Annotated in this window: 15 protein-coding genes; 1 reads left to right on the top strand and 14 read right to left on the bottom strand. The window is 33.6% G+C overall.

Annotation, left to right across the window (positions count from 1 at the left end; translation table 11 throughout):
- Positions 1-162: 162 nt before the first annotated feature.
- Positions 163-1,185 carry a DUF6090 family protein gene (locus tag ABXZ36_RS15600; RefSeq protein WP_354616613.1) on the bottom strand — a complete coding sequence of 341 codons (1,023 nt, stop codon included), beginning with the start codon at positions 1,183-1,185 and terminating at the stop codon, positions 163-165.
- Between the two features lie 120 nt (positions 1,186-1,305).
- Positions 1,306-3,108: a serine hydrolase gene (locus ABXZ36_RS15595; protein WP_354616612.1), complete on the bottom strand. Its 1,803-nt coding sequence runs from the start codon at positions 3,106-3,108 to the stop codon at positions 1,306-1,308.
- Between the two features lie 742 nt (positions 3,109-3,850).
- On the opposite strand from ABXZ36_RS15595, the gene ABXZ36_RS15590 reads away from it, so the two are divergent.
- Positions 3,851-4,726 (top strand): IS110 family RNA-guided transposase, encoded by an 876-nt coding sequence (locus ABXZ36_RS15590; protein ID WP_354616611.1) that lies wholly within the window; start codon positions 3,851-3,853, stop codon positions 4,724-4,726.
- A 162-nt stretch (positions 4,727-4,888) separates the two neighbouring features.
- On the opposite strand, the gene ABXZ36_RS15585 is transcribed toward ABXZ36_RS15590, so the two are convergent.
- The 12 genes from ABXZ36_RS15585 to ABXZ36_RS15530 all read right to left on the bottom strand — a co-directional run bounded on the left by ABXZ36_RS15585 (position 4,889) and on the right by ABXZ36_RS15530 (position 17,451).
- The gene (locus ABXZ36_RS15585) at positions 4,889-6,595 is read right to left on the bottom strand and encodes an amidohydrolase (protein ID WP_354616610.1); all 1,707 of its coding nucleotides are present in this window, start codon (positions 6,593-6,595) and stop codon (positions 4,889-4,891) included.
- A 160-nt stretch (positions 6,596-6,755) separates the two neighbouring features.
- A complete protein-coding gene (locus tag ABXZ36_RS15580; RefSeq protein WP_354616609.1) occupies positions 6,756-8,198 on the bottom strand; it encodes a DmpA family aminopeptidase in 1,443 nt (480 codons plus the stop codon).
- A gap of 82 nt (positions 8,199-8,280) precedes the next feature.
- On the bottom strand, positions 8,281-9,561 hold the full coding sequence (locus tag ABXZ36_RS15575) for a metal-dependent hydrolase family protein (protein WP_354616608.1): 1,281 nt from the start codon (positions 9,559-9,561) through the stop codon (positions 8,281-8,283).
- A 159-nt stretch (positions 9,562-9,720) separates the two neighbouring features.
- The gene (locus tag ABXZ36_RS15570; RefSeq protein ID WP_354616607.1) at positions 9,721-10,734 is read right to left on the bottom strand and encodes a hypothetical protein; all 1,014 of its coding nucleotides are present in this window, start codon (positions 10,732-10,734) and stop codon (positions 9,721-9,723) included.
- A 362-nt stretch (positions 10,735-11,096) separates the two neighbouring features.
- Positions 11,097-11,519 (bottom strand): ester cyclase, encoded by a 423-nt coding sequence (locus ABXZ36_RS15565; protein ID WP_354616606.1) that lies wholly within the window; start codon positions 11,517-11,519, stop codon positions 11,097-11,099.
- A gap of 146 nt (positions 11,520-11,665) precedes the next feature.
- Positions 11,666-12,445 carry a DUF6090 family protein gene (locus tag ABXZ36_RS15560; RefSeq protein ID WP_354616605.1) on the bottom strand — a complete coding sequence of 260 codons (780 nt, stop codon included), beginning with the start codon at positions 12,443-12,445 and terminating at the stop codon, positions 11,666-11,668.
- Between the two features lie 169 nt (positions 12,446-12,614).
- Entirely contained in the window at positions 12,615-13,658 is a 1,044-nt protein-coding gene (locus ABXZ36_RS15555) for a hypothetical protein (protein ID WP_354616614.1), read from the bottom strand.
- A complete protein-coding gene (locus ABXZ36_RS15550) occupies positions 13,651-14,379 on the bottom strand; it encodes a DUF6090 family protein (protein WP_354616604.1) in 729 nt (242 codons plus the stop codon). Before ABXZ36_RS15550 ends, ABXZ36_RS15555 begins: the two co-directional genes overlap by 8 nt.
- Before the next feature lie 3 nt (positions 14,380-14,382).
- Positions 14,383-15,135, bottom strand: coding sequence for a DUF6090 family protein (locus ABXZ36_RS15545; protein ID WP_354616603.1), 753 nt, complete (start codon positions 15,133-15,135; stop codon positions 14,383-14,385).
- An 11-nt stretch (positions 15,136-15,146) separates the two neighbouring features.
- A complete protein-coding gene (locus ABXZ36_RS15540) occupies positions 15,147-15,800 on the bottom strand; it encodes a DUF6090 family protein (protein WP_354616602.1) in 654 nt (217 codons plus the stop codon).
- 89 nt (positions 15,801-15,889) lie between these two features.
- Complete coding sequence (locus ABXZ36_RS15535) at positions 15,890-16,705, bottom strand: DUF6090 family protein (RefSeq protein WP_354616601.1); 816 nt, start codon at positions 16,703-16,705, stop codon at positions 15,890-15,892.
- Positions 16,702-17,451: a DUF6090 family protein gene (locus ABXZ36_RS15530; RefSeq protein WP_354616600.1), complete on the bottom strand. Its 750-nt coding sequence runs from the start codon at positions 17,449-17,451 to the stop codon at positions 16,702-16,704. The genes ABXZ36_RS15535 and ABXZ36_RS15530 overlap by 4 nt, the downstream gene beginning before the upstream one ends.
- Between the last annotated feature and the right edge of the window lie 116 nt (positions 17,452-17,567).

Genomic DNA, 17,567 nt, shown 5'->3' with positions numbered 1-17,567 from the left:
GCTCAAAGAATCAGATTTTAGCATCTTTGAGCCTAGAATAGTAAGGAAGAATTTATTTGTTTTTTACCTCAGTTCTTTGTTAGCCTATCGTTATTTTCGGTCGGTGAATTCGGGACTCAATTTAAACAATTTAGTCATTGTAATTTCGAGGCGGAAAATTTTCTATTCCATTTTTATGAGTTCATATTCAGCATTTATAAACCTTAATAGTATACTTACAACCTCACCTTTATCATTTTTTATGATTGGGGAAGTTCCTTGTTCATCATATAATTCCGTACTACTTTTAAAATAGACACCATAAGTATTATCATATTTTACATCAATTATCTGTATGCTTTTTTTATTGGCCGCAACTGTAAATGGGTGTTTAAATTGGGTAATGTTACCGTTATCATTTTTAATTTTAACCAATGTGTAGTTTCCTGTAATTGCTTCCAGTTCTTGATCTGTGGGTTCTATTAAATGGTGAGGAATAAAATCTGGCACTATTTTAGGGTCACCAGTAAGCTCTGCAATATTTCTATACAGCTCGCTGGCGTGACTACTGAAACTACTGACATTGTTTCTTAAATTAATTGAGGCATTACTATAAATTGCCAAGGCATTTTTATAAAGAGAATCATTTAAAAAATAATTGACTGCCTCATCGCTTATTTGATTTTGGCTCCATCTATAATACCAAGTCTTAGATGCTGCAAAATCATCCATCAGTCGATCGGTTACTTTATCTATTCGTGCATCAAATTTGTCTATTTCGTATTTATCATAGGTGTAAATTTCATTTAGAGGTGCAATTAAATCTTGATATTTCTCTGGAATATTATCTAGATTATCGGTTAATTTTTTATAGCCGTTGCTATGAATTTTCATGTGAAATGCATCAACGGCAACATTTACGTAATCAACTCTATTATTCCCCAAATAGTCTTCTCTTGATAATTTTTTATCTAAAGCCAATTGGATGATAGAATCATGGGTCTTATAATAAGCAAACAACTCTTTAGATTTAAGTATATCTTCTAATAAATCTTTTTGTATCTCTTTTAGAATCGTTGCTATTTTGCTATCGTTTTTACGTTTTTCATTCCAATTGTTAATTTGTAAGGCAATGAGAATACCAATGACCACTAATATAATTTCGCCAATAGCATATTTAAAGTATTTGGATGTTTTATTTTCCATGAGTAAGTTCTGGCGAATGCGTCTAAAGAATTTTATCATTTGGTTAGTGGTTGGTCATAATGAAGGCTAACGTCGAGTGTAAAATGCGTTTTAATGCATTTTACACAGTGTTGGTGGTAGTTATTTTCTCGTAGCCTTAAATGTTCCGTTTGGTTGTGTCAATATAATTTCAGTTATGGATTCATCATCAGATTCAACAAATTCAACTTTATAGCCCTCCAAAGTCTTAAAAGAAAATTTATGTTTATCTGTCGCTAATAATTCGTATTCTGGCTGGCCATTAACAAAGAGATAAAGCTTGCTTTCATTTTTAATATACACTTTTATTGTAGTCCCAGACAACTCGTAATCGCCTACATATTTTTCTAAAATTGCTTTGTCAACATCAATAATATTTGGTTTAAGTATAAACTCAATCGGATGATCTAGAGCTCCTTCTACTTTCATTCTAACCAAAGAAATCTCTCCACTATCGTTAGTAATAAAATTTAATCGTAAAAGACCTGTGTCAGTAGTGTCAATTCCTGTTTTAGTCACCTCGAAAGGTTCAAAAATATCATAGTGTACATGCTTTAAATAGAGTGTTTTTAACTTAAAATTTGCAAATAATGAATCATTTTTATTGATTATATTAAATTCTCCGTAGCCAGGATGTGAATACTTACTTGTATAGTCCTGCAAAATATGTGATGGTTTAGTGTTTTCTATTTTTGAAGATGTAGTTTCAGATTTGGCCTCTTCCTCTTCTTTTTTTGCTTTTAATTTTCGCTCAGTAAATCTTTTTGCCCAATCTGTCTTTTGTGTTTTTAACATTCTATCTGCAACTGTATTTCTAACTAAACCAGGAACAGCTGATCCGTTTTGATTTGTTAAGACTACAATCCCAATACTATCACTTGGAAAGAAGGCAACATTGGATGAAAATCCATCAATGTTTCCGCCATGTTCAACTCGATAATGTCCTCTATAGGATGAAAGAAACCAAGCATAGCCATAGTTTGACAAATGCATATCTGGAAACTCTTTATCGGGGAGGGCGCCACTTATAACCATTTGAGAACTTATAGCTTCATCAATATAAGCTTCAGGCAGTATCTGATCATCATTAAACTTTCCTTTATTTATCCAAGTGATCAACCAGTTAGACATCTCATTGACACTACTGTTAATGCTGCCTGCTGGACTCATTCCTGCAATATGATAATAATCCATTTTACTTATTATACTATCCTTCTTTAATTCATAACCAATAGCAGCGTTTGAGCTTTTCTCTAATTCTTCAATAGAAACACTCGATCTGGTCATACCTAATGGTTTAAAGAAGCGCTCTTTAATGTTTTCTTCCCAACTTTTCCCTGTAATGCGTTCAGCAATTACACCTTGAGCTAGAAACATGAAGTTGTTGTAATGCCATTGTTCCCTTACACCAATAAACGGTTCTTGGTGTTCAACACGAAGGAGTAAACTATCTTTATTGTTGGTTGGAAAAAGATACCATGAATAGTCATGACGTGGCAAACCTGTTCTATGACTCATTAAATCTTTTATAATGATGTTATTATTCATTTGATCATTATAAAATTTTAAATCAGGCACGTATTTTACAGGGCTTTCTTCAAAAGATATTTTATCTTCTTGTCGCAATTGGCCAAGGATTGAAGATGTAAATGCTTTTGAACTTGAACCAATAGCATACAAGGTATTGGTATCAGCTGGAATTTTATTTTCATAATCTCTGTAACCAAATCCTTTGGCGTATATAATTTTCTTACCTTCAACAATGGCTACAGTAAAACTGGGAATTTTTGTGGCCTTAAGAATTTCATTTAATTCCTTTTCAAGTCCTTTGAGACGTTTATCTTGTTGTGCAAGAACTGATGATATTGAAATGATTGCAAACAGTGTAATTAATATATTTCTCATGACTATGTGATTTTTTGTTCTTATTACCACCAACGGTCTCGGCTATGATTCCGTTGTTGAGATTTGATGTTAATCAAATCGAGCTGGGAATCGTGCCGGATTAAATGTACGAAAACTTTTGAATTGTAGTAAATATGCTAAACAATGGATTATAGGCCTTGTTAGCGTATGTGGTGTCGCCCAGTCCATAGTGGCGTTCTGATCATCTTAACTCCCTTAAGCCTTCTATAAATTCCCTTTTAAGGTCAGGCTAGGGGGTGAGTGCGTTCTACTTGCATACAGATTGGTAGGCAATTTAAAAAGGATCGGCTTTGTCCGAGCCCTAGTCTGATTTTTCATTTAACGTACCCCTCCGAATAGCTTGGTTTATTTAGGCGCCATTTGCGCTAACGGTCTTCTTTACTTTACAACCGTATATTTTCTAGTCAGTTAACTTTACTAAGAAACAAGAGGAGAACTAAAACGGTCTTTGGAGTTACAGCTCCGTTATACGTATCAGTCCTCTTGTCTTTCTTAGGTTGCTTTAGGACCATTTGGAATACCAGGATTTAACTCCTATTAAAGGTAATAGTCATTGCAACATTTTATAAATCATGACTATGTAATTAGTCACTACTTTTAAAAATATGGAAAAATATGAAGACGTAGTAGGGATTGATGTATCAAAATTGACCATAGATGCACATTTATATAAAAGAGGCCTACATCGCTTATTAGCAATACTTACAAAGGATATGTAGCATTGGTAAAATGGACAGAGCAACACTTAAAAGAGGTCGGTTACTTTTTCTGTTTTGAAGATACAGGTCATTACTCTACTAATTTGGCTGTATTTATGAGTGAGAATGCTATCGATTATATAGAAGAAAATCCATTAGCTATAAAACGTTCAAGCGGACTCGTAAGAGGTAAAACGGACCGACTAGATGCTGCTATGATAGCACGATATACATGGATTCATAAAGAAGAACTTAAGTTGAGCAGTCCAAAAGAAACCTATCTTCAAGAACTAGGAAGGTTATTAGCTTTCAGAGAACAGCTGGTACGTGATAGAACAGGTAAGACCAGTACACTTAAAGAAGCACAGAACTTATTGAACAGTCCATCAACAGATTTATGTTGTAAGACGATTGAAAAAACAATTCACTATCTGACCAAGCAAATACATGCTATTGAGCAACGTATGATAGTGCTAGTCAAGGAACATAAGACGAGTCAACGTAATTACGATTTACTTAACAGCATGAAAGGAGTAGGGCTAATATTGTCTTGTCAATTGATTTACCATACCGACAACTTTAAGAAGTTTGAGAGTTGGCGTCAGTTTTCAAGTTATTGCGGAGTAGCTCCTTTTGAGCATAGTTCAGGAACCAGTATAAGGCGCAAAAATAGAATACATCATATCGGAAATAGAAAGATGAAAACCTTATTGAAATTAGCAAGTGTAAGTGCCATTCAATGTGATAGCGAACTCAAATTATATTACCAAAGAAAATTAGAAGAAGGCAAGCCAAAAATGGTGGCTTTAAATAACGTAAGAAATAAGATTTTGGCAAGAGCTTTTTCGGTAATTAAAAGAGGAACGCCATACGTTGAAATACAGCAGTTTGCAGCTTAAAAATGATTGAATTTATATTAGGATTTGACCTTGGAATACGTGTATGGTTTCGTTGCGTGTTTAAGCACCTAATTTAGCAAATACAAACCAAATAGAAAATCCGTGAGGATTTTCGTAGGCAAGCTTGCACTAGCAATTAATTTTATACGGTTTTGGTAATAATTATTTTTTATAAACAGAAACTCCTTCTTTAATAGTTTCTAAGACCACAATTTCCTTAATTACGTCTTCTGAAACCTTTAAAGGGTTTTTGTCTAAAATAACCATATCAGCTAGTTTCCCTTCCTCTAAGGTTCCCTTAGTATGTTCTTCAAAATGTTGATAGGCAGACCAAATTGTAATTGCTTTTAACGCTTCATAAGGTGTTAGTTTTTCATTAGCCCCAATAACTTGTCCAGAACGTGATTTTCGTTCAACGGAGATTCCTGCCATACGCATTAAGTTTGGCAATGCTACAGGTGCATCAGTATGAATGGTAATCTTTAACCCCTTATTTAAAGCTGTTCTAGTTGGGCTAATTTTATTCCCCAAGCTATCCCCAATAATTTCTTTATGCCAATCTCCCCAGTAATACGCGTGCAAAGGAAACAAAGAAGCTATTATATCTAACTCTTTAAAGGAGTCTAATTGATCCTCTCTTACATATTGGCCATGAATTAGCACATTTCTTCTGTCATTATTCCCATATTTATCCGCTACTGGTTTCATTGTTCTAATCATTTGATCCATTGCAGCGTCACCATTAGCGTGTGTTTGTATTTGCCAATTATTTTTAAATCCTTTCTCATAAATAGCAATAACCAAACTGTCATTTGGTATCGCAGGGTAACCGTGATAACCTTCTTTAGCACCATCAGGTGGAACTAAATAGGGTTGTGTTCTCCAGGCAGTTCTTCCTTGAGGAGAACCATCTAGTGTTAATTTCATTCCTCCAATACGATAATGATTGTCATACGTTCTACTATTCCATTTAGAACTCATGTATTTATCAACAAACAAATAATCAACATAGCTTACAACATCTAACTTTAGTTTACCTGCTTCTGATGCATTTACGAGCATTTCATGATTTTCCATAGTTCTCCCTTCTTGCGCAGTGGTGTAGCCATATGATAATGCCATATCCTGGCCGGCTTCAAAGAATCGATTTGCTGCTTCTTCAGTTGTTGGGTTTAAAATTTTAAGCATGTATGGAATTGCTGCTAATTCCTCTAGAACCCCATTAGGTTCATTCCCCTTTTCTCTTCTAATGATACCCCCTTCAGGATTTTTAGTTTCTGAGTTAATATTTAATAATTCTAAACCTTTAGAATTTACAGCTGCAAAATGACCTGAAATATGGATAATCATGATTGGAAACTCTGTAGATACTTGATCTAAATCATGTTTAGTGGGAAATCGTTTTTCTTCTAGTACAGAATCATCAAACCCCATTCCAAAAATCCAGCCTGTTAATGCTCTATTTTCTGAAGTGTTCCAGGTTTTTAAAATATTTATGAGTGTAGGAATATCTTTTGCACCAGCATCCGGTGGAGGTAATATCTTAGCACCAATTGCTTGAGCAGAAAAGGAGGCGAAATGGGCATGAGCATCAATTAATCCAGGTAATAATGTACTTCCTTTAAGGTCTTTGTATTCATATCCTTCACCTGCTTTTGCTTTTGCGTCCATTAATGATCCAACGAATAAAATTTTGTCATCTCTAGAAACAAGAGCTTCTGCATATTCTGGCAAATCGCCTTGCATGGTAATAATATCTCCGCCGCCGTAAATTATAGCAGAATTTGTTTTTTCATTTTTTTGTTCTTGTTTACAAGATATTAATAGGATTGTTCCTAAAATTAGAGTCAGTGATAGTTTTTGTTTCATCTTTAAATTTTAATTGTTACCAACATTTAGGCTAAAATTCCGTTGTTGAGATTTGATGTTAATCAAATCGAGCTTGGATTCGAGCCTGATTAAAAGTAAGAAAACGTTTAAATTATAGTAAATAAGCTAGACAATGAATTATAGCCCTTGTTATGTCTTGTTATTCAATTTTTTTGACTTTGCGTTCGCCATTACTTAGAATTGTTAGATCTGAAATATTGTTATTGTCTTCGATATTGAAAACAATGCGGATACCATAATCAAAGACATCGAATGTATTCTTATTAACAGCCGTCAATTCTACTTTTATTCGGTTAGTTATTTGAGCAAATATATTTTCGCCTTCTTTAAAAATGGTTAAATATAATTCAGGTCCAAGTTCATACTTGCCAAAGTATTTTTCAAGTAGGGTAGTATCTATAATTACTTTAGGTTGAAACCTATTGTATTTTTTAAGAACTTCAATAGTAGCATCGTGAGGTAAACGATAACTGGTATTCCCATTAATGCCTTCCATTGTTTCGGCAGCAACCATAGCATTGATTATTGCTTCTTCAACTCCTTGAACTGTGGCTTCAAATAACGGGTTAATCATATCATTAGCAAGATTAACTATAGATGAATTTTCTTTACGATTAAACGCATTTTCATTTGCCGTAGAAAAGGCCATAAAAATATCGCCAGAACCATTGGCTCCACGCCCACCAACATTTCCTATTCCCAAAGGTATTCGTTGCGCTATGCGCTTTAATTGATGTGGTAATAAAGGAGCGTCTGTGGCTACTATTACAATAATAGAACCATCACCTTCTTTTCTGTTAGATAGTGGAGCACCTTTTAAAATTTCACCTTTTACATTCAAGAGCTCCATGCCAACAGGTACGCCAGCAATTGTTAGATTCTTTTTTGCGCCAAAATTGGACTGGACAAGAACTCCAACAGTGTACGTAGAATCATTAATATGTATAACTCTTGAAGAGGTTCCAGTTCCGCCTTTAAAACCTAAACACATCATTCCTGTACCACCGCCGACATTACCTTCAGCAATAGCTCCTCTTGATGAATTTTCTATTGCTTCTAGAACATGTTTTTCCTTGACGTGAAAGCCATAAATGTCATTTAAAAATCCATCATAAGTTTCTGCAACAACTGGGTAGGTGTACCACCATTCTTCCCCATTATACCAATCTGTATCTACATAATATTTTAATACAGCCTGTCTTACAGCACCAACACTATTTGTATTAGTAATCATAATTGGAGTTTCTAGAAAACCTGACTCCGTAACCCAAGTTGTACCAGTCATTTCTCCATTTCCGTTCAGGCTATACCAATTGGCATATACAGGACTAAATTTTTTAGCCTTTCCTCTTGGAAATATCGCTGTGACTCCAGTTCTGATGGGACCTTTTCCAATAATGTTCTTTCCACTCCCTTCAATAATTGTACTATAACCAACTTCAACGCCTTTTACATCTGTAATAGCATTAAACTTACCAGTTATACCTGCAAAAGGAATTCCTAAATCTCTTGCTCTAGGATTTTGCCCGTAGGATTGAAAACAAATAAGCATTACTATAAAAACTATAAGTGTTCTTTTCATATTGGTTGGATTTTAATGAGACATAATGTTAATTATATGGCGAGTTTTAATGAGCTATATATTTTGTTAGTTTCTGTCTTTTCTATTTAATTGCCTTAATGACTTTTCCGCCTTTCATGACAAATTCCACTCGCGACAATTCAGAGATATCATCAAGAGGGTTTTCTTTAGTGGCTATAATATCTGCCAATTTACCGACCTTGATGCTTCCAATTTCATCATCTTTCATAAGTAACTCTGCATTTACCTTTGTACCTGCCATTATTGCTTGAAGAGGCGTCATGCCTAATTTGACGAGCAACCGAAATTCCGTAGCCGCAAAATTAGGAGGGAACCCAACATTGTCAGAACCTACCCCTATTTTCACACCTCTTTCTATTGATTTCGAATACATCTTCCAAGAGTCTTCGCGAAATTTTTTAGTTAACTCATACATTTTAGCCTGTGCCTTACTGTCCTTCCAGGCTTCAAGTCCATACTCACCTACACTGACAGTAGGGATTAGGAATACATCATACTCTAAAAAGAGATCAATACTTTCATCGTTCAGGAAGGTGCCATGCTCTATGGACCTTGCTCCAAACTTTATTGCTTTATTGATGCCTTCAGTAGCATGTGCGTGAGCCATAACAGGAATACCTCTCCTTTTTGCCTCCTCGACTGCAGCAATTATTTCCTCATCACTAAATTGGACGTTTTTCGGATCGTCCCCTTCTGACATAAAAGCCCCAGTAACCAGGAGCTTGATCCAGTCACTCCCATATTTTATTTCTTGCCGAATAGCCTTTTGAATCTCATCTACGCCATCAACTACTAGCCCATCAGAAATCACCGATTGATCAGGTGAAAAAAAATTAACATCACCACCACCCCCTGTTACAGACAAGTAATGTCCAGCGCCATAGATTCTCGGACCATCAAACAAACCAGCATTTATGGCATCCCTGATTTCAAAATGGGCATATTGTGTATCGGCATCACCAGCTACCCTTATTGAAGTCCAACCTTCATTAAGCCAATTTTGCACTGTTTTCAAACCTCTAAGGGCATTAAAGGCAGATGATCCTTTCAAATGATTTACTTGGTAATCATCACCATATATTAATGGATGCACATGAGCATCTATTAGTCCAGGTAGTACTGTATATTCGGTTAAATCAATTATTTTGTAATCTGGCTTAATGATTTCTCTAGTACCAATTTCTACAATTTTATCTGCTTTGATGATGATTACAGTATTGTTGTAAACCTTATTATCTTCTGCAGTTATAAGCTTACCACAAATAATTGCTGTTTTTTCTTGAGCATTTGACGTAACAGAAAATAGAATTATTGAAATTGATAATAGCAGTACTTTTTTCATACTCAATATTTTAGATTGAAGCTAACGATTGGGCTAAAAAACTGTGGTGGATTTAAACCGCGTCATTAGCCATCCCAAATAAAGGTAATAAAAAGCTGTAAAATTTCAATTATCTGTAAGCCCGCCATTGTTTTTAGCCTCGTGTTGGCATTATTACTATCATCTTTTTACAATTAAAAACTCTTCATTTGGTGCGTCAAAGACTAGGCTGCAATCAAAAAACGGTATATTTCCCAACCAACCATCTATTTTAGTAAAAGGCTTAATCATTCCTTGAAGGTCTTCGAAATTACCAACATAACCAACTTTGTTAATGGCTATATTTTGACCTGAAATTAACATAGATTTATCTGTTAGATTTTCGTGTATTTGAATAGGTTCACTCCACCAAGACGCTCTTCCCCAACTTGAAATTTCATACTTTACTTCTTTCGAATTAGCTTTAGAATATTTTTCATAAAGGCCTTTGGTAGTTAATAGACCATAAGAACTACAACCTGAATCATAATACATAATTTGCTTTTTGTTATCAATCTTACAAGGTAACATCAATTTTCTACCACTAAAATCAAAAGATTCAAATTTTCGCCCATCCAACATCCAGTCTTCTCTTTCTTCGTAAAATTGAATTTTAAAATTTTTAAAGTCTATCTCTATTAAATGGTCACTTATAAAATCAGTGCCTATTGAGCCTATTCGGTTATAATTTATTGAGTCCTTTTCCGTAAAAAATTCACCCGCTGAGTACTGCACAACTTCTATCATCTTAATAGTCATTTCACTCCCACCCAGTTTGATGGTTAATTCATTAATAAAAGTTCTTCCATCTATGTCTAAAACATCAACGTTTAGACCAATTCTTTTTAAGGAGTTAAATGAATTTTCATATATGATTGTGTTCGGTGCGCCAGTATCAAATTGAAAATATAATTTATTTGGTATCTTTTCGATTTCTGCTGGGATAACCATTGCTGCTTTTTCAATTGTAAAACCTTGTGGTGTCTTAAAAGAAGAAAGCCCAAATTTTATTGGTTGATAATCTGTGAATATGGAGAGATTTTTTGACCTTTCTGCGAAGAAAATATTATTAAAGTAAATTATACCCGAAGTGAATAATGCAAATACAATCGCAACTAATACTCCAAAAGCTTTCAATATTTTTTTTCTGTTCATTTTTCAGTATTAATACCAACGGTTTTGTATATGGCAAGTAGGGCAGTAGAAAGCAATAAGCTTTCGGATTTGCCCTGAGCCACATTTTTATATTTTGTTTTTAACTTATTCATCTTAAAATCCAAATTAAAAATTTGGCGGTGTTTGTAAATAGCACCTAATTTTAGTAAAACACCGAACGCCCTATTTGCTATATACGGCTTAAGTTTGATTCTCTTTAAATTGATAGTATAATCAGAAAGAACAAAAGAGAGAATTAAGGTTACTATATACGGTGAAGCCTAGACTTCGACAACATTGATAATCCTCTCTCTTTTACTACTTACATCACGTTCAGTTCTGTGAGACTTTAGATCTCGTTTTCAAGTTGTTGTGAGTCCAAGTTGCCGGAGAATTCCTGCTGAATCATAGTAATCACGACCTTCAACAACCTTTCCATCTGTGACACGCATTACACTGCAATAGCGAACTTTTACCTTTCTTCCAGTGGGAGCGAAAGTGCCTTGGCTGGTCTTAAGCGGCCCGGTGTGGGTACCACGATTGATAAACTCTACAACAGCCCAATCACCTTGAGTGATAACGTTTACTATCTTGCATTCCCCATCAGGGAACGCCTTACGCCAGCGATAGTAATCATGCTTATAAGCTTCTGGGCCGGGTTGCGCTTCATCTCGGGCAACATCTTCAAACTTACAATTATCGTCAATAACAGCCGCGCCTCGGTCTGGGTCTTTCATATCCCAGGATTCGTGAAATATTCGTACAACTCGTTCTGTTTCAGTCATTGTGTTCAAACTCTATTTTAGGTGGCGGTGAATATTAATTTCTTCATTATTGTTTTTGTTGTTTTGCATTATCGCTAATGTTTATGTGTAAGGATTCGTTGCCTGAAAATCCGCTAGGGTTTTTAGATTAAGCAATATTAATAGCCTCAGTTAGTTCTTTGATTAAGTTCACTTTGGATTATATTAAGCGTATTTTCAATTTTGTTCTTCAGACTAGAATAATAATTTGAATTCAGGAAGGATCCAGTAATAAAAAAGAAGGTTAGTTGATTGTCAAATTCAATATTCTGTAATAGCACTAGACTAGATAAATTAAAATTACTGTTAGGGATATCCAAACTAAATTTATTATTTCCTAATGCATTTATATAGGACTTTCTGCCATTACCCCATTTATTCATTAAATCAATCAATTTATACCGAGGTTTGGAATGTTCTTCTTCCTGAAACAAGACGCTGGCAAGGACTCCATCCCATGAGGCCAGATTTAGTCGCAGCTCCCTATTAGAAATGATGCTTAGTTTCCCAGAGTTGACTAACTCAATGAGAGTACCTGGACTAGGGCGGTATTGAATTTCAGAAAAAATGGTGCGATACATTAAAGAATCAAATACTTTTTCAGTAAAATTTGGATCATCAGTTCCCATTTTACCTAAAAGTCCATGAGCCATCTCCAAACCTCGCTTATTTAGTTTCATTACTCGTTCTACCTCTTTGAGGTTGTTTGAGAATTCATCATGAAGGGCATTTAGATAAATTACTTCGGTGTCCTTAACCTTGTCAATTTCATTCAAATTATTTAACTGAAGTGCGATTAAAATCCCAATGACCACAAGTACAATTTCACCAATGGCATAAAGTAGATATTTACTGAATTTGTATTCAGTCAGCATTTTTTGACGAATTTTTCTAAAGAATTTTATCATTGGTTAGCGGTTGGTTATAATGAAGTACAACGGTCTCGACTATCAGTAGTTGCGTGGTTTAGTACATAATTTAGCAAATAAGAACCGAATAGAAAATCCACGATAATTTTCGTAAGTAGTCTAAACCCAATTAATTATACACTTTGTTGTGCTTTGGTTATTTTATTAATTATTTAACTTTTGTCCAATCTGTATATACAGATTCATTGAATAATTGAAATCCTGTAATTTGGCTATTTACATTTTGAATAAAGGTAAATTTAGCATTGTCATCATCACCTAAAATGAAAACGTTTTCCGCATGTGGGAAAATTTCAAGTTCTATATCTCCAAAAATAATACAGTAAAGTTGACTATCTTTTATTTTAATATTTATAATATTATCTCCTTCTTCTTCATTAAATATAGCATCATTCAAATTAATTTTAAACTCACCAACGTATTTTGACAATTCCTCGTCCGTTTGAAAATAAATGGCTGTATCGATATCATCTTTCTTATCAATTAGTTCTGATAAGGCTACGTATGCCTTTACTGCATTTTTCTTGAACCTTGGTAAATACAAATTACTATAATGTATCTTATAATCTAACACTTTGTTTTTATAAAAGGGGTCATTGACCAAATATTCTAGAATTTCATCATTCAAATTATTTTTATTAATAAATTCCATATACCAGTTTTTTGAATCAGATAATTTTTTTAATAAGTCCCAATTAAATTGATTAAATCGTTCTTGATTGTTAGCGATATAGAAGTAGTTATCGTCATAAACTATATTTAATTTTTTTAGAACAGTACTAAAACTTTTAGGTAAAATATCAAGTGCATTTATTAAACTTGAATAACCGTTATTTTGGATATTCAATGGAATATTATTAAATAAAGAAAAAGCAATTTCCTGTGTTTCTATATAATCTTCCTTTGTTAGTTTATCGTTTAATATTAAATAATTAATAGAATCTTTTTTTTCATAAAAATCAATCAAAAATGAAATTCTATTAATGTTTAATGCCAATTCTCTTTGAACTTCAATATAAATAGAGTCGAGTTTTTCTGCTTTTATTCGTTGCTCATTTTTGTTATTAATGTTGAGAGCAATTAAAATTCCGATAACTACAAGGAAAATTTCACCAATAGCATAAAGTAGATACTTACTGAATTTATTTTCATTTAGCATTTTTTGTCGAATTTTACGGAAGAATTTAATCATTTTCTTTTTTTAAAATTTCACCTATTTCTTCCTTAAATGTGGTCAGACCTTTGATTAAAGCATTGAGCGAGCGAACATAACTGTTATAAACTTGGTCGTATACAAATACAACCCGATTACGATAGGTTGGGTTTGTAAGAAAATAATCGTGCAGTTCTTTACTCCCAACATCCCGTGTAATGGTATTGTTAATCCATTCAGGATACCATTCATGATTGTCTCTCACGTATTTTTTATGGTCAATGACTTCGTTTGAAATGCTAATTTCTAATGGTAACAGCCTTGTATCCATAAATTCATAAATGTCGTTAAGGTAAAAGGTTAACGTATCGTTTTCCTGCAATTGCCTTAATTGGGAAACCCCTTTTTTGTTTAAAAGAGTTCTTGGGCTATTAGATATTAAGCTTGAAAGTCCTTGGTCTAACAAGTCTGGTGTTATGGAATCGTGTACCACTTTTTCGAAAACAGATTTCTTTTCATTGTAGAACTCTACATTTTTTTGTAATTCTTTTATGTCATCTTCAATATCATTATAAATAAGACTATAAATGTTTAGAAGTTTATCGCGATCTTTACTTTCTTCATTCCAGTTATTTATAGAAAGAGCAATCAAAATTCCAATAACAACAAGAATAATTTCACCAATAGCATACTTAAAATACCTTCCAGTTTTGTTTTCCATTAGCAAGTTTTGGCGAATTTTTCTAAAGAATTTTATCATTGGTCAATAGCTTTTAAATTCAACGGTTATCAAACTTTTTAATCGTTCTGCATTTGTAATGAGCTGGTCGCTTATATAATCAATAGTCCCAGCGGTTTGAAAAGAAATATGTTTTATATTTTTATAGAATTCGGTGTCTTTGGCTATTGACTTCAAATCAAAACTTACTCCTAGATAGGATGAGATGGGTTTAATTAAATTAGAAGCTTCAGGCATTCCATTAAGGTGACCAATGGCCAACCTTTCGGTTTCCTTTAAGCCAAGATTATAGGATGATATAATTTGTTGATTCAATTCAACTTTTGATTGATAGTCAGCTAATGCTTTTTTAAGATTTTCTGAATTTATGTATGATAGTTTCCCCGAACTAATGATTTCAGTGTAGGTAGGAAGCATTTGAGAATAATCCATAATCCAACCTACTCTCGTTATGGCAGTAATAAACATTGTGGAATCTATTACCTTTTGGTCATCGAGCGATTTGAGAATAAAATCTGCCCAATCTTTTCGAATCTTTAAGAGATTTTGTTGGTCTTTCAGGTTTTTGATATTCTCTTCAACATCTAACCTAAGATTACTCAATAAAACCTTGGTTTCTTTATGTTCTGTACGGTCTTGATTCCAATTGTTTATTTGTAGCGCAATCAATATTCCGATGACCACGAGGATAATTTCGCCAACGGCGTATTTAAAATATTTGGTGGTTTTTCCTTCGTTGAGAAGGTTTTTTCGGATTTTACTAAGGAATTTAATCATACATAAGTCGGTTAGTAATGTGTTTCCAAATAGTTTGTTAACCTTTCAGCTTTTTTTTGGGCATATTTAAATCTTCCTTCAAAATAGCTAGCTGAACTACCTATATATCTACATAGGGGTAAAATCCGCTTATCGCTAAAAATAGATTCGTAAACTTCTTTGTTAGGAATGCTAGGTTTTTTTGTGGGGAAAAATTTACGATGTTCAGCGTTTTTAAAAAGTTCGTATTTTAGCTTTCTAAGTTCTAAACGTACTGGGTTTGCAGAGTTGTTAAAGTTGATGGTTAGGTCATCAGTGTAGTTGTAATAATCTATTAATAAGCTTACAAGGTCTTGGTCTTCTAATTCAGAAAGTATTCCATTAGAACTTAAAAAATCCCAGGTATTATTTTGTTGTGATAGAATAGGAGTCGTGGTAAAGGAATTGAAATCGAGAATAAATTTTAAAGAATCTGTTATGACTTTTTGCTCAGATTCCATAATAGGTATAATGTAATCTGCTGCACTGTTCTGTTTCTCTAAGTCTTCAATGAGTGATTTAATTTGCAACGCATCTTCACGCATATCGCCCAAAATAGAATGAATTTTTATCTGTAATTGTTTTTGATGCTTTTTTTCTTCATTCCAATTATTAATCTGTAATGCAATCAAAATCCCAATGACCACGAGTATGATTTCGCCGATAGCATATTTTAGGTATTTTGTCGTTTTACCTTCCGAAAGAAGGTTTTTGCGGATGTTGCGGAAGAACTTTATCACTCTATAGTATCGGTTAATTGGTATTCTTTTTTAATGTCAAGAATTAGGTCATTGGCTGCTTCTTTTACCCAAGACATATAGAATATATAGGTCTTCAGGTCAATTTGAAATTGAGCAATGTCATTGTAATAGTCTGTTAAAGCCAATTCGTGAGGCTGTAATAATTTTAAATGCTCCATTTGCTGAATATCTTTAAAATCGTAATCAACAGAAAAACTAACCTTATTTATAGTATCGAATGATTGTAAAAACGGCTCTAGACCCTTAAAACTTATAAACTTCTTTCTAGAGGTTTGCATATTTTCATAACCAGTTTTTGGTCTAAACTCAGGAACGGTAAATGCTATCCTTTGGTAATAATCGGAAAGCTGTTGCACTAATGTTCTATTGTCAATAGCTTTTATTGATCCCGAGTTTATGAGTTCTTCGTATGCTGCCCTATTAAGCACTGCCTTATTGTAGTCTATACCGTATTTTAAAGCATAATAATAGATATCTGTTGCTTGGTCATTTCCATCAATAGCGTTACTTATTGACGTTCTTAATGAGTCTAGACCTTTAATTACTGTAGCATTTTTATTGATGTTATTATCACATCTTACCATATCATACTTTAGATTCTCTACGACTTCTTTCATAGAAGATAACTCTTGTATTCTTCCCTTTCTATTTTCGTTCCAATTATTAATCTGAAGTGCAATTAGAATCCCAATGACAACAAGAATAATTTCGCCAATAGCATACAGTAAATACTTAGAAAATTTATTTTTTCTGAGCAGGTTTTTACGGATTTTTCGAAAGAATTTTATCATTGATTTTTTAGATAAAGGTCAAGTTGATATATAAGTGTTTTGGAGTTTGATAGGGAATACTCTAATTCGTCTTTGATCTCTGTAAAAAGAATTCGCTTAAAGTTGCTTATACCCTGAAATGTCGCAGCTAAATGCTTATTATCTATGTTGCTCCAAACAAGTGAATCAATCAATGGTCCTTGGTCATGAATGGCTGTTGAACCAAAAGTGTAGGTGTTGACATAGGAGGTAATCTTTTCTCTATAATCGTTGGTAGTCTTTTCCACTTTATCTTTAAGAAAGAATTTCTTATTGTAAAAATTCTTGATTGTTGCCTTTAAGGAATCAGGTAAGCTTTCTAGTAGTCCGGTTTGGTTTAAGCTGTTATATGAATTTGTGTTGTAAATAATCTGAGCGCTCCAATTTGGATTAAACTCATAGCGCATCACCAGTATCAATGTATCTATTGTTGCCTTCGATTCTGCTACTCTAGCTCGCAAAGATTCGTTCAACTGGTACTGCTGGGTAATAAATGGTAATTTTTCTTTGATTAAAAGGGTATCTTGAATCAAATCGTTACGTAAGGCTACAAGAACGTTTTTGATTTCTGCTTTCTTTTTAATGCTCTCATTCCAATTATTTAGCTGCAATGCTATTAATATCCCAATAACAACAAGAATAATTTCTCCAACCGCATATTTTAAATACTTTCCAGTTTTTCCTTTTGAAATTAGGTTTTGGCGAATTTTTCTAAAGAATTTTATCATATTCTATTTCCCGAGAAAGCGGGAATCTTATTGGTTTGTCATAATGAAGCACAACGGTTTGGCTCGTATGTTTGTTTCTAAGTTTGAAGATAAGATATTTAGTATAACAAAAGGGT

The organism is Sediminicola arcticus (assembly GCF_040566695.1).
GTDB classification, from domain to species: domain Bacteria; phylum Bacteroidota; class Bacteroidia; order Flavobacteriales; family Flavobacteriaceae; genus Sediminicola; species Sediminicola arcticus.
This window is presented reverse-complemented; position numbering and strand designations above follow the sequence as displayed.

Coding starts and splice junctions, on each gene's coding strand:
- ABXZ36_RS15575 (WP_354616608.1), bottom strand. CDS start 9,561: ATGAAAAAAGTACTGCTATTATCAATTTCAATAATTCTATTTTCTGTT.
- ABXZ36_RS15550 (WP_354616604.1), bottom strand. CDS start 14,379: ATGATAAAATTCTTTAGAAAAATTCGCCAAAACTTGCTAATGGAAAAC.
- ABXZ36_RS15535 (WP_354616601.1), bottom strand. CDS start 16,705: ATGATAAAATTCTTTCGAAAAATCCGTAAAAACCTGCTCAGAAAAAAT.
- ABXZ36_RS15580 (WP_354616609.1), bottom strand. CDS start 8,198: ATGAAAAGAACACTTATAGTTTTTATAGTAATGCTTATTTGTTTTCAA.
- ABXZ36_RS15555 (WP_354616614.1), bottom strand. CDS start 13,658: ATGATTAAATTCTTCCGTAAAATTCGACAAAAAATGCTAAATGAAAAT.
- ABXZ36_RS15545 (WP_354616603.1), bottom strand. CDS start 15,135: ATGATTAAATTCCTTAGTAAAATCCGAAAAAACCTTCTCAACGAAGGA.
- ABXZ36_RS15585 (WP_354616610.1), bottom strand. CDS start 6,595: ATGAAACAAAAACTATCACTGACTCTAATTTTAGGAACAATCCTATTA.
- ABXZ36_RS15565 (WP_354616606.1), bottom strand. CDS start 11,519: ATGACTGAAACAGAACGAGTTGTACGAATATTTCACGAATCCTGGGAT.
- ABXZ36_RS15595 (WP_354616612.1), bottom strand. CDS start 3,108: ATGAGAAATATATTAATTACACTGTTTGCAATCATTTCAATATCATCA.
- ABXZ36_RS15600 (WP_354616613.1), bottom strand. CDS start 1,185: ATGGAAAATAAAACATCCAAATACTTTAAATATGCTATTGGCGAAATT.
- ABXZ36_RS15560 (WP_354616605.1), bottom strand. CDS start 12,445: ATGATAAAATTCTTTAGAAAAATTCGTCAAAAAATGCTGACTGAATAC.
- ABXZ36_RS15570 (WP_354616607.1), bottom strand. CDS start 10,734: ATGAACAGAAAAAAAATATTGAAAGCTTTTGGAGTATTAGTTGCGATT.
- ABXZ36_RS15530 (WP_354616600.1), bottom strand. CDS start 17,451: ATGATAAAATTCTTTAGAAAAATTCGCCAAAACCTAATTTCAAAAGGA.